At 40.2% G+C, this 12,285-nt stretch carries 12 protein-coding genes; 1 reads left to right on the top strand and 11 read right to left on the bottom strand.

Annotated features, from left to right (window positions below; translation table 11 throughout):
- Window positions 1-3: 3 nt before the first annotated feature.
- Window positions 4-1,995 carry an excinuclease ABC subunit UvrB gene (gene uvrB, locus M3206_RS07385; RefSeq protein WP_251311877.1) on the bottom strand — a complete coding sequence of 664 codons (1,992 nt, stop codon included), beginning with the start codon at window positions 1,993-1,995 and terminating at the stop codon, window positions 4-6.
- A 243-nt stretch (window positions 1,996-2,238) separates the two neighbouring features.
- Here uvrB and M3206_RS07380 point away from each other — a divergent pair, with 243 nt between their 5' ends.
- Window positions 2,239-3,114 carry a sulfite exporter TauE/SafE family protein gene (locus tag M3206_RS07380; protein ID WP_251311876.1) on the top strand — a complete coding sequence of 292 codons (876 nt, stop codon included), beginning with the start codon at window positions 2,239-2,241 and terminating at the stop codon, window positions 3,112-3,114.
- 15 nt (window positions 3,115-3,129) lie between these two features.
- Here M3206_RS07380 and M3206_RS07375 read toward each other — a convergent pair whose 3' ends face one another.
- From M3206_RS07375 to moaA, 10 genes are all read right to left on the bottom strand, one after another.
- Entirely contained in the window at window positions 3,130-3,360 is a 231-nt protein-coding gene (locus M3206_RS07375; RefSeq protein ID WP_251311875.1) for a DUF2198 family protein, read from the bottom strand.
- Between the two features lie 194 nt (window positions 3,361-3,554).
- On the bottom strand, window positions 3,555-4,964 hold the full coding sequence (locus M3206_RS07370) for a DUF2254 domain-containing protein (protein ID WP_251311874.1): 1,410 nt from the start codon (window positions 4,962-4,964) through the stop codon (window positions 3,555-3,557).
- Between the two features lie 246 nt (window positions 4,965-5,210).
- Window positions 5,211-5,528 (bottom strand): MGMT family protein, encoded by a 318-nt coding sequence (locus M3206_RS07365; protein ID WP_349774003.1) that lies wholly within the window; start codon window positions 5,526-5,528, stop codon window positions 5,211-5,213.
- Window positions 5,529-5,599: 71 nt separating this feature from the next.
- On the bottom strand, window positions 5,600-7,219 hold the full coding sequence (locus tag M3206_RS07360; RefSeq protein ID WP_251311873.1) for an ABC-F family ATP-binding cassette domain-containing protein: 1,620 nt from the start codon (window positions 7,217-7,219) through the stop codon (window positions 5,600-5,602).
- A gap of 165 nt (window positions 7,220-7,384) precedes the next feature.
- Window positions 7,385-7,819: a Dps family protein gene (locus tag M3206_RS07355; RefSeq protein WP_251311872.1), complete on the bottom strand. Its 435-nt coding sequence runs from the start codon at window positions 7,817-7,819 to the stop codon at window positions 7,385-7,387.
- Between the two features lie 11 nt (window positions 7,820-7,830).
- Window positions 7,831-8,280, bottom strand: coding sequence for a TlpA family protein disulfide reductase (locus tag M3206_RS07350; RefSeq protein WP_251311871.1), 450 nt, complete (start codon window positions 8,278-8,280; stop codon window positions 7,831-7,833).
- Between the two features lie 83 nt (window positions 8,281-8,363).
- Window positions 8,364-8,906, bottom strand: a complete 543-nt coding sequence (locus M3206_RS07345; protein WP_251311870.1) for a peroxiredoxin — start codon at window positions 8,904-8,906, stop codon at window positions 8,364-8,366.
- Window positions 8,907-9,202: 296 nt separating this feature from the next.
- Window positions 9,203-9,877, bottom strand: a complete 675-nt coding sequence (locus M3206_RS07340; protein WP_251311869.1) for a TVP38/TMEM64 family protein — start codon at window positions 9,875-9,877, stop codon at window positions 9,203-9,205.
- Between the two features lie 83 nt (window positions 9,878-9,960).
- Window positions 9,961-10,815 carry a VOC family protein gene (locus tag M3206_RS07335; RefSeq protein WP_251311868.1) on the bottom strand — a complete coding sequence of 285 codons (855 nt, stop codon included), beginning with the start codon at window positions 10,813-10,815 and terminating at the stop codon, window positions 9,961-9,963.
- A 100-nt stretch (window positions 10,816-10,915) separates the two neighbouring features.
- Window positions 10,916-11,932, bottom strand: a complete 1,017-nt coding sequence (gene moaA, locus M3206_RS07330; RefSeq protein ID WP_251311867.1) for a GTP 3',8-cyclase MoaA — start codon at window positions 11,930-11,932, stop codon at window positions 10,916-10,918.
- Between the last annotated feature and the right edge of the window lie 353 nt (window positions 11,933-12,285).

Genomic DNA, 12,285 nt, shown 5'->3' with positions numbered 1-12,285 from the left:
CAATCATCCTTCCGCTTTTAACTCAAGAATGAGGTCACGAAGCTCTGCAGCACGTTCGAACTGAAGATTCTTGGCCGCATCCTTCATCTCTTTTTCCATACGCTCGATAAAAGCTTCGCGCTCTTTCTTGCTCATCTTTTGCTTAGGAGCTTGTGCACCTGTATAGGTTTCTGTTTCTTCAGCAGCTTGTGTTGCCCGGATCACATCCCGAACTTCTTTTTTAATTGTAGTCGGTGTGATGCCGTGTTTTTCATTGTATTCCATCTGTTTTTGTCGACGGCGCTGCGTCTCATCGATCGCGATCTGCATGGATTTTGTTATCTTATCTCCATACATGATAACGTGCCCGTTTGAGTTACGGGCTGCACGTCCGATCGTCTGAATGAGTGACCGTTCTGAACGCAGGAAGCCTTCCTTATCCGCATCTAAGATGGCAACAAGTGAGACTTCAGGAATATCAAGACCTTCCCTTAAAAGGTTGATTCCGACTAGAACGTCGAACACGCCAAGCCGCAGGTCCCGGATGATCTGAATCCGTTCAAGTGTTTTGATTTCTGAGTGCAGATAACGGACCTTTATGCCGAGTTCTACAAAATAATCGGTTAAGTCCTCTGACATCTTTTTCGTTAATGTAGTGACAAGTACTCTTTCATTATTAGCGATTCTTTCATTTATTTCACCGAGTAAATCATCAATCTGTCCTTTAATCGGGCGTACTTCTAATGTAGGATCAAGCAATCCGGTAGGACGAATAATCTGCTCAACAGGTTCTGGTGTATGTTCGAGCTCATAAGGTCCTGGTGTTGCTGAAACATAGATGTGCTGAAACTTCGTATACTTCTCAAATTCCTCAAAGGTTAACGGACGGTTGTCTTTTGCTGAAGGCAGACGGAAACCGTGGTCAACTAGGACACTTTTTCTCGCCTGGTCACCATTAAACATTCCACGAATCTGCGGGAGTGTAACATGAGACTCGTCGATAACGATTAAAGAATCATCTGGGAAGTAATCAAGCAACGTGTAAGGAGTCGATCCTAAAGGACGAAGTGTAAGGTGTACAGAATAGTTCTCGATTCCAGAACAGAATCCCATTTCCGCCATCATCTCAAGATCGTAGCGCGTACGCTGTTCGAGCCTTTGTGCTTCGAGCAGTTTGCCTGCTTCATTCAGTTCTTTCAGCCGGTCCTCAAGCTCAGCTTCGATCCTTTTGATCGCAAGCTTCATCTTTTCTTCACGAGTTACGAAGTGGGACGCCGGAAAGATAGCGACGTGTTTACGTTCGCCTAAAATTTCGCCGGTTAGTGAATCGACCTCCGTAATCCGGTCGATCTCATCACCAAAAAACTCCACTCGTAAACAATGCTCGTCACGTGAAGCTGGGAAGATTTCCACTACATCACCACGAACACGGAACGTCCCGCGCGTGAAATTGATATCGTTTCGGTTGTACTGAATATCTACAAGATCTCGTAAAAGCTGGTCACGGTCTTTTTCCATTCCTTCTCTGAGCGAAATAACCATGTCACGGTATTCATCTGGAGAACCTAGACCATAAATACATGAGACACTGGCAACAATAATAACGTCTTTTCGTTCAAAAAGAGCAGAGGTTGCGGAGTGACGGAGCTTATCGATCTCATCATTGATGCTTGCATCTTTTTCAATGTACGTGTCTGAATGTGCGATGTAAGCTTCCGGCTGATAATAATCGTAGTAGGATACAAAATATTCGACTGCATTGTTCGGAAAAAATTCCTTCAACTCACTATATAGCTGGCCGGCGAGCGTTTTGTTGTGAGCGATGACAAGGGTCGGTTTGTTCACTTCCTGAATGACATTCGATACGGTGAACGTCTTTCCTGTTCCGGTCGCACCAAGCAATGTCATCTTCTTTTTTCCTGCTTTAATATTCTCCACAAGATGTTTGATCGCTGCGGGCTGATCCCCTTGTGGCTGATAATCAGATCTGATTTCAAACGTTTGACTTTGACTCACAAAACCGAACCTCCGTTCCTAATTTCTGGTTACCCAAATTATAGCACAACACCGATCCAAAAACCTAATAATTACGAACAAATATTCGCAGAAGTTTCTGGAAGGAATTTAAAGTGGTATACTAAAAGCTCAGTGTTAATTGGGAAATAAATTGTTTGGGGTCTGACCCCATTTCCCATCAACTATATCAACGGTTTAGGGGAAATTGTAGCAGGTGTGTCCCCAGAAGGAGATGCTGTTCATTTGGAATTTTTCTACATACTACTTGGCTTATGCATTGGGATTTTTTCGGGTTTCTTCGGTATTGGCGGAGGCTTTATCCTGACACCTGTTCTTATTTTATTTGGAATTCCTCCCCTATCTGCGATCGGGACAAGTTTGATGTATTCGATCGGAACGAGTGTATCAGGAGTTGCGGCTCACCTGCGATTTAAAAATATCATTTGGAAAACCGCTGCTGTTATTGGGTTTGTTGGTGTTCTGGCAACTCAGGTAGCACATCCGCTTGTTGTTTGGCTCGAAAAAATGGGATATGACGATACCATCATTCCTGTTTTCTATATCTTGCTTCTTGCATACTTTGCACTTTCCCTGCTTTATAAACAATCAAAACACAACAAAAGTAATGAATCTGATGCAAGCCCAATTACTTTTTCTTATGTGAGAGCAGGTATGATCGGATTTGCCGGGGGTTTTATCTCTACGACCCTTGGTGTTGGCGGAGGTTTCGTGATGGTGCCTTTGTTGATCTCGATGATGAACTTTCCTTCCAGAAAAGCAGTAGGTACAAGCTTAGTCAGTGTTTTCTTGATCGTAACCGCTGGGTTTATTACGTACGCAACCACCATTCAGCTTGATTATAAACTGGGCATTCTCCTGATCTTAGGAGCATTAGTGGGCACACAGTTAGGAGCTAAACTAACTACAATCTATTCAAACGAACAGATTCAAAAATATTTAGGTGCTTTATACATCACGATACTAACTTCCGTTGTTTTGAAGCTTTTACACTTTGATAAAGCAGGACTGGGAGTAATCGTACTTTATGTGCTGACCCTTCTCGTTCTCTTTATGAAAGAAACGATCTCACATACAAAAAGAAAGACGTCTACCTCTTAAAGGTGACGTCTTTTTCTATTTCACTTTTCTCTTTTGCTTTTCGTAAATTTTCAATCCTAGGAAGAAGCCTATGATTGTAGAAATCCCAGCTATGATTTGGAGCGGCAGCGGCTGATGCAGACCATCCAATCCGAAGAATAAAATTAATAGGGTGATTCCTAACGGCAGAAACTTTGAAAATAACACTCTGTTAAATAACAGCAGCAAGAATATTGGAAACAAAGCCGCAAAAACATACTCCAACATGAAACAACTGACCCCTCTCATCTGGACGCTCAAAAACCCAACTTTCGTAAACGTCCATCTATACCTCTCTAAATTTAACCAAACCTCCTATACAAAAACAAGGAAATTGTTAAGGGAAATAAATTGTTTGGGGTCAGACCCCTTTTCCCAACGCATCCCTTAATCCAACTATAAAAAAGACAAAAGCTCGGATCTTATTTTTCCGAGCCTTTTTTATTGGACTGAAATTGATTTTGTTTCTCTTTTTCCAAGAACTCTTCATATTCTTTTTCATGTTTTGTCGTAACCGCTAAGTTGTGCATCGCTCGGTGAAATTGCTGATAATCTAAAGTGAATAGAAAAAGATCTTCAAAACCGCTTGCCGTGAATACTCCAAATTTCCATACAGCCTCATAATCACGCTCATTAACCGATTTTGCCATCAGATCCAGCACTTTGAGGATCTCCGTGCAGATGATGATATTATCTTTCGCATAGTGCCTGATATAACCGAAAGCATTATAAAGATAATGGCTAAAGTCTCTTTCTTGTAAAACTACACGCAGATTATTCTCTTTATCCACTAAATACTTTGAGAAGAGGGAATTCCGCGAAATGGAAGCTAGTACTTCTCCAAGCTGGTAGATCGCATTGATTGTCGTTTTTGGATCGTAATTCCCTAGAGATCGAATGGCCACCTCCACCAGTTTATTGATACTGAATTCGATATCCTGAACTTCCGTCTGTCTTCTTCCGATACTCACAAGAGACAAATATTTTTCTTCATTTATCTCTTTATCCTCTTTCGTCCAATAAGTGATATATGGTGTTGAAGCATACACATAGCTTCCGATCGAATATTCCAATTGGATCACGATATCATCCTTTTTGGCCTCTTGCATAATGGAATTAAAGTCTACCAATTGAATGAAACCTGATTTCCTTGCCATGATCATGGTTCCTGCGTTTTCGCAAATATCATTATTGACTTCACTTAGATCATCTACCTTATATGGATCCACTTCATTCTCTAACGTATTTTTCACAATAGATAACGCTTCTTTTTTCATATCATAGGTCATCTGGTTGACTTGTAACCAGGCGACGGCATGATTGATAAAAAAGATAAACGTTCCCATTGAGAATGCTGCAATGATTGCCGCGAACAAAGGAACAGCAAAGTAGTATTCCGCCAACCTTTTATTCAAGAGAAGAAAGCTTAAAAGCATATAGATAAAACTCGATGTGAAGATACCGAGTACGCGCTGTGTTGATTTACTAGCTATAAAGTTTTTAAGCATCCGAGGTGAAAACTGTCCAGAAAACGTGGTAAAAACAACTAAGATCAAGTTAAACGTAAAGGTTGTCAGCGTTAAGATCGCAGCGGTAAGTGTCCCCACCAGATTTCGTGTGAGATCATAATCTACCGCAAAAAAAGGACGCATCTGGTTTCCTAAATCATACTTGAGATCTGTCGTTAGGGTCGCAGTTACTAATAAAGAAGAAAAAATTACATAGAGTACGGGAGTAAACCATAGGTTAGACTGGACCGAATGTGATAATTCCCTCTCAGACATTTTTGTGTATTTTTTTAAATACTTATCGAGTATATTCATTCTAAACATCTTTCGTCCTCCCTTGATTGCCTGCTATTTCTCCGCTCCAATCGAAGAGTAGCTCTCTTATAACAAGCATCTTTTTAGAATGAGCCATAAATAATAATGACATTAACTCCTACCATATTGTGCCCTATTAACAGAAAGTAAAACTTCTACTCCTTTAACTCAACATAAAAAGGGGGTCCTCCGCAAAGGACCACCCCTATCCTGACAGAGTCATTTTCTTAAATGACACTTTTTCTTCTAGTTTATCTATTCATCTTCAATCGACTGGTATCTGTATTTTTCAAGATCGATTCTGTTTCTCCCTTTAATTTTCACGCCTTCCCCTTCAAGCAGTGTTTTTTGTGTAAAAAATAATTCTTCATCCTGAATACCGATTTCACCTTTTGAATTGATTACCCTATGCCAAGGCAAGCTATGTTTTCTGCTCATCGCATGTAAGATCCGAACGACCTGTCTTGCACCTCTCGGACTTCCTGCCGCTTTGGCGATTTGGCCATATGACATGACTTTTCCTGCTGGTATACGTTTAATGATCTGAATCACCGTTTCAGTAAAACGTTCCACACGTTTTTCTCCCTAAACAAAAAAGAAGTGCTAAATCTTTTTACGGACTTAACACTCCTTTTACATGAAAATTATTGATACATCAATTGACGCTGTTTCTTTAGTTCTTCATTTGCCAGATATTCATCATAAGGCATTTCCTTATCGATGATTCCTTTTGGTGTGATTTCAATGATACGATTTGCGATCGTTTGAACGAACTGATGGTCATGAGAGGTGAACATCAATGAACCTTTGTAGTTAATCAGACCGTTGTTTAACGCTGTGATTGATTCAAGATCCAAGTGGTTCGTAGGGTCATCTAGGATCAATACGTTCGATCCGCTTAACATCATCTTAGAAAGCATACAACGTACTTTCTCTCCACCGGAAAGTACGGATGGCTTCTTCATTACTTCTTCGCCAGAGAAGAGCATACGGCCAAGGAATCCACGAAGGAAGCTTTCCGTTTGGTCTTCTGGAGAATATTGACGCAGCCACTCAACAAGTGTTGGTTCGTTGCCTTCGAAATACTTAGAGTTATCGCGTGGGAAGTATGCCTGTGATGTGGTTACACCCCACTTGTATGTGCCGCTATCCGCTTCCATCTCACCCATTAGAATCTTAAACAATGTGGTGATCGCGATTTCTTCTTTACCGACAAAAGCAATCTTGTCGTCTTTATTCATAACAAAGCTAACGTTATCAAGAACTTTAACGCCGTCGATCGTTTTGGTTAACCCTTCGACTCGAAGAAGGTCGTTTCCGATCTCACGGTTGATGCCAAATTGTACGTAAGGATACTTACGTGAAGAAGGCTTGATATCATCAAGAGAGATCTTTTCAAGAAGCTTCTTACGGGAAGTCGCCTGCTTTGATTTAGAAGCATTGGCACTAAAACGGGCAACAAACGCTTGAAGTTCTTTAATCTTCTCTTCTTTTTTCTTGTTTTGGTCTTGTGCCATTCTAAGAGCCAATTGAGAAGACTCATACCAGAAATCATAGTTTCCGACATAGATCGTAATTTTACCGAAATCAAGGTCAGCCATGTGTGTACAAACTTTGTTTAAGAAGTGACGGTCATGGGACACAACGATAACGGTGTTCTCAAAGTTGATCAAGAACTCTTCCAACCATTGAATCGCTTGAAGATCCAAGTTGTTTGTAGGCTCATCCAGTAACAGGACATCTGGCTTTCCAAAAAGAGCTTGTGCCAATAATACTTTTACTTTATCGGAACCCGTCAGTTCAGCTAGCTTCTTCGTGTGAAGCTCCTCTTTAATACCGAGGCCTTTTAAGAGGATCGCCGCTTCAGATTCTGCTTCCCAACCGTTAAGCTCAGCGAACTCACCTTCAAGTTCAGCAGCACGCATACCATCTGCGTCAGAAAAATCAGCTTTCATGTAGATCGCATCTTTCTCCTGCATCACTTCATATAGACGTGCATGTCCCATGATAACGGTCTGCATGACTTCTTGATCTTCATATTCGAAGTGGTTCTGCTTTAAAACGGCTAGACGCTCACCTGGTGTCATGTGTACGTCACCAGTCTGTGCTTCGATCTCTCCTGATAAGATTTTTAAGAAAGTTGATTTTCCCGCACCGTTCGCACCGATCAAACCATAACAATTTCCTGGTGTGAACTTTATATTAACGTCTTCAAACAGCTTGCGATCGCCATAGCGAAGACCTACGTTAGTAACTGTAATCATTTAGTTCTCTCCTTTATAAAAACACATTCCCAACGATTGTAACATAAATGCACAACCTTCAACTTTACAATCTTGTACTCTAAGTGAATTATTTAAACGCACAGGCATGAAAAAAAGCCCAAATGCCGAAGCATTCGAGCTTGTTCGTCTTTATAGAGCTGGTAACTAACTCACAAAAGCTTTTAGCATCCAGTTATGTTTTGCCAGGCTCTCACGTATGGAAAGCAACATATCATGTGTAACTTCATCACCTTCACGTTCGGTTACATCCATGCCTTCTTTAATCTCAGAGATCAACTGCTCAAAATCATTGATGACGTTATGAACCATCTCATCTGCTGTTTCTCCGCCTTTTGCTTCTTCAACAGTTGCCATCTCTAAATAGTCTTTCATCGTTGCGACCGGTGTACCTTTTAGAACAAGCAAGCGTTCTGCAAGCTCATCTATGTTCGTTGCAGCTTCATTATATAGTTCCTCAAAATTCTCATGAAGTGTGAAGAAGTGAGGACCTTTAACATACCAATGATAATTATGCAGTTTTACAAAAAGTACGTTCCAGTTCGCAACCTGTTTGTTGAGTACTTCTTGAATAGAATTCATAAAAGAACCTCCTATTTTGTTTCTTCGTTTAAAACACGATTCAATCGTTTGCGAAGCATGTCCATTCCGCTTCCGCCTGCTTGGAAATGACGCAGTTTGCCTTCTTTATCAAACACATAATAAGCGGGAACATATTTGTTTTCAAAAGCATCTGTCAGCTTATGTTCACTATCTACATAGATCGGCTGTGAAATATCATGACCCATAGCCATTTGTTCAATCACGCTCATATCCAGATCGTTTTCAGATCGAGGCATATGAACAGCTACTACGTTTAGTTCATCTTCATACTCGTCACGAAGCTCATTTACGTCAGGCATCGCTTCCTTACAAAGGCCGCAGCTAACTGACCAAAAATGGATCAATGTTGGTTTTTCACCTACAAGATCTTCTTTCCTAACTTCATCGTTCAACCAAGCTGTTGCACCGTCTAATTCAGGCATCTGTTCTCGTAACTTCATCTCTTATAACCTCCATGAGTATAAATAGTTTTTTGACTTTTTTCGTATGATTTTTATTTGGGAAACATCCAGTAAAGATAGGATTATAGTGTTTTCTGACCTGGCTTCCAGTTTGCCGGGCAAAGGCCGCCAGTTTGAAGAGCTTGTAAGACACGCAATGTTTCGTCAGAATCTCGTCCGATATTGTTATGGAAAACAACTTGGTACATCATTTCACCTTCAGGATTAATGATGAATAGGCCGCGTAATGCCACACCTTCTTCTTCGATCAAGACGCCGTAATCCCGGGAAACTTTATGATTGGTATCTGCAGCTAGCGGGTAATTGAGGTCTCCCAGCCCGTTATCTTCACGGTTTGTGTTAATCCAGGCTAAATGCGTGTGGACTGTATCCGTTGACACTCCGATCACTTCTGCGTCTAAGTCTTGGAACTCATCGTATCGATCTGACAATGCCGTGATCTCTGTTGGGCATACATGGGTAAAGTCCATCGGATAAAAGAAAAGAACCGTCCATTTTCCGTTTTTCATGTTCTCTTCTAAACTTATTTTTTTCGTCTCTTTATTCGGCATAATCGCTTCCATCTCAAAGCGAGGTGCTTGTTTTCCTACCATTCTTTCTGCCATGATTACTTCCACTCCTTTTATTTTTAAATGATAATGAATATCATTATCATGTTTACTCACAATCTTAATTATACTGATTGCTTGTTTGAAGTCAATACTAATTTATAATAATTATTAAAAAGGAATAAGTATTGTGCTTATACTTGTAGTCTTAAGCGTAATGACAACGTGTTTTGTTCGATAATGCCACGTTACTTCCATTTATTCCTCGCTTAATCGAATTAGCCAATATAACCACGAGTCGACAAATCTTAGAAAACCACAAAAAAAACCTTACTCCATTTGAGCAAGGTGATTTAAGCGTTATCTTCTTTTCGAATCGGGATCTGCCCGGGCACGAGACTTTTATTCTTCATAAAAATGGGAATACTAGCGGCTAAAATAACGAGACAAACGGCAATTCCAATGAAGGTTCCGTTACCTTTTATAAAACTATCCCCCAGCAAGTTAGACGCCAGTGTGCCTGGCAGTACACCGAGGATGGTTGCAAAAATATAGGACCGGAGCCTTAAACGAGATACGCCAGCTACATAACTTACAAGATCAAAATTCAAAATCGGAATGATTCTGAGGAGAAAGATATAAAAGAATCCTTTTTCTTTCAGCTGTCTCTGCCATTTTTCAATCTTTGACGGTGCATCTGTTGTTCTTTTCAGCCAGCGAGCACCCAAATGTTTAGCAACATAAAATGAAATAACAGCACCAAGGGTTGAACTGAAAACCGTATACACCGTTCCCCAAAACACTCCAAAAGCAAGTCCTCCTGCAACGGAAAGGACAGTTATCGGAAAAAGCGTAAAAGGACGGATCACATTGATAAAGACATAGATAACAGGTGCCACCATTCCATATGACAGCACCCAATCACGTAAAGACAAGGGGGTAAGTTTGAAAACAAAGTGATTGAGGGCGAGTAAAAGAATAACAGCAACAAATAGGACTGTTACCTTCACCCAAGTTTTTTTCTTCATAAAGACCCCTTCTTTAATGACAGATTTAAAATTGACCCGTTTATGAACCATTCCCTTTTATTTACTTTATCTAACAAGCTTTTCTAACTATTTTTAATTACAATGCCATTTCCAGCAGGATCTTTCACAAAAATACGGTTAGATTCAGCGCGATAAGGGATATCATGTTCCTCGAATGAATGTTTCAAGTCCACGAACACCTCAGCGCTCGGCACTACAATTTCGTAATGCAAAAGACCAGTCGCATCCATTGGGGTAGGAATCGCGTCCGGACCGTTCCAAATATTCAAAGCGATATGATGATGGTATCCTCCAGCTGAAATAAATAGAGCATGATGAGCCATTCTAGTTTGCTCTTCAAATCCGAGCACATTCATATAGAACGCTTCTGCTTCAGGAATGTTGGTTACATTTAAATGAACATGTCCCATTACCGTTCTTTCTGGGAGACCCTTCCACTTTTTGTTGTCCGATTCATGTAATAGACTTTGTAAATCTAATGGTTCGCTAATCGCAGGCAGTTTTCCTTTTTCATCACGAACCCAATCTTTTCGATCCACATCACGATAAATTTCGATCCCGTTGTTTTCTGGATCTTGCAGATAAATAGCTTCACTAAATTGATGGTTGGATGCACCCGCCAAACGAGTTCCTGCTTGAATAAAATACTGAAGGACATTTGCAAGGTCTTTCCTTGTAGGCACCAGCAATGCTAAATGATATAAGCCAGCACTACGAACCGGACGTTGTTTAAGCGTTGGATCACCTTCTAAAGTCAACAGCGGCGTTTTACCATCCGCTGTTAACTGTGCAGCTGAATTTGTTCGAGTCAGTAGTTTTAATCCGATCGTCTCTGTATAGAACTGAATAAGTTTCTCAAGATCCCTTACCTTAAGGGTGACATTACCGATATGTGTATCTTTATGAATAGGTTTCATATAAGTTGCCTTCTTTCGAATATTTTAATTACTTTATGTAAGTTATTATAAAATAGTTATTAACAAACTTCAAGCGCAATAAAAAAGGAGCTGATTTGTATCAGCCCCCGATGTAAGACATTTCTATTTTTTTTCGTTCTTCGGCACTCTTTTCTCTTCTTTCATCTGAATAGCGATCTTTTCGATTGCTCCATGTATTTACAATGCGCTCATAGATCTGTTGATCTGAAGCACCATTACGGGTAAAGTGTTTAAAATCCGTACCGGCAGATGCAAACAAACAGGTATATACTTTACCATCTGCAGAAAGACGGGCTCTCGTACATGTGGAACAAAAGGTATCACTAATCGAAGAAATGATGCCAATCTCCCCAGTTCCATCTTTGTATCGATACCTTTTGGCAACCTCACCATAATAATGGCCCGGAAATGGTTCAAGAGGAAGTTCATCCCCGATGAGCTTTAGAATTTGATCTTTTGAAACAACGTCATCCCAATTCCATCCGTTTGATGTTCCCACATCCATGTATTCAATAAAACGAAGTACATAAGGTGTGTTCTTAAAATAACGGGCCATCGGCAAAATCTCCTGGTCATTGATTCCTTTTTTGACCATCATGTTAATTTTTACGTGAAGACCGGCTTGATGGGCAGCTTCTATTCCTTTTAGTATGGGCTGAACGCCTACTCCTCGTCCGTTGATCCTTCCAAAAAGATGATCATCTAGTGTATCCAGACTCACGGTCACTCGGTCCATACCTGCTTCTTTTATCTCAGCTGCAAGTTTAGGCAGCAGCACACCATTTGTTGTTAAAGCTATATCTTTAATTCCTTCAATAGAACGGAGTCTTCTTAAAAGATCCGGCAACCCTTTACGTAATAAAGGTTCGCCTCCTGTAATACGAATTTTCTCAACGCCAGAACGTGCGAATTGAGCGGCAATTCGTACGATCTCATCAAAGGATAATAACTCTTCATTCTCTAGAAATGGGTAATCAGGTCCAAAAATTTCTTTAGGCATACAATACGTACAGCGAAAGTTACATTGATCAGTAACTGATATCCGTAAATCACGGAGAGGACGCTGCCATTGGTCGATTACTTTCTTTTTATCCATAATATCACGCCATTATTTTTAGTCTTTGTCTAAATGTACCATGAATATAAGGAAGTTAAAACCAGGAGGCATTTTCAGGATTATTAATTAGTCGAAGGAAAATGATTCTAGTCATTAATGACTAATCGGCTAATATTAAACCATTTATATGCATCGATTTTACCAAATTTTTATAAATTATTTATTCCAATCCCTTGATATATCGGGTTTTTTAGACGATACTGTATGTGTATTTTGCTACATGCTCTTGTGCATTAAGTATGAAAGTGTTACGATGAGAAAGAATTATTTTTGTTCGATGGTAACAGGTAAACGATTATCTTGATATTTTTGAGCAAGGATAGTATTATTGT

Source organism: Fictibacillus phosphorivorans, from assembly GCF_023715845.1.
Classification (GTDB): Bacteria; Bacillota; Bacilli; order Bacillales; family Fictibacillaceae; genus Fictibacillus; species Fictibacillus phosphorivorans_D.
The sequence above is the reverse complement of the archived record's forward strand: the minus strand, read 5'-3'. Positions and strand labels throughout refer to the sequence as shown.

Bases quoted from the DNA above. Each gene is read 5' to 3' on its own strand.
- M3206_RS07335 (WP_251311868.1), bottom strand. From the start codon at position 10,815: ATGAAACCTATTCATAAAGATACACATATCGGTAATGTCACCCTTAAG.
- M3206_RS07375 (WP_251311875.1), bottom strand. From the start codon at position 3,360: ATGTTGGAGTATGTTTTTGCGGCTTTGTTTCCAATATTCTTGCTGCTG.
- moaA (WP_251311867.1), bottom strand. From the start codon at position 11,932: ATGGATAAAAAGAAAGTAATCGACCAATGGCAGCGTCCTCTCCGTGAT.
- M3206_RS07340 (WP_251311869.1), bottom strand. From the start codon at position 9,877: ATGAAGAAAAAAACTTGGGTGAAGGTAACAGTCCTATTTGTTGCTGTT.
- M3206_RS07345 (WP_251311870.1), bottom strand. From the start codon at position 8,906: ATGGCAGAAAGAATGGTAGGAAAACAAGCACCTCGCTTTGAGATGGAA.
- M3206_RS07370 (WP_251311874.1), bottom strand. From the start codon at position 4,964: ATGTTTAGAATGAATATACTCGATAAGTATTTAAAAAAATACACAAAA.
- M3206_RS07360 (WP_251311873.1), bottom strand. From the start codon at position 7,219: ATGATTACAGTTACTAACGTAGGTCTTCGCTATGGCGATCGCAAGCTG.
- M3206_RS07350 (WP_251311871.1), bottom strand. From the start codon at position 8,280: ATGAAGTTACGAGAACAGATGCCTGAATTAGACGGTGCAACAGCTTGG.
- M3206_RS07355 (WP_251311872.1), bottom strand. From the start codon at position 7,819: ATGAATTCTATTCAAGAAGTACTCAACAAACAGGTTGCGAACTGGAAC.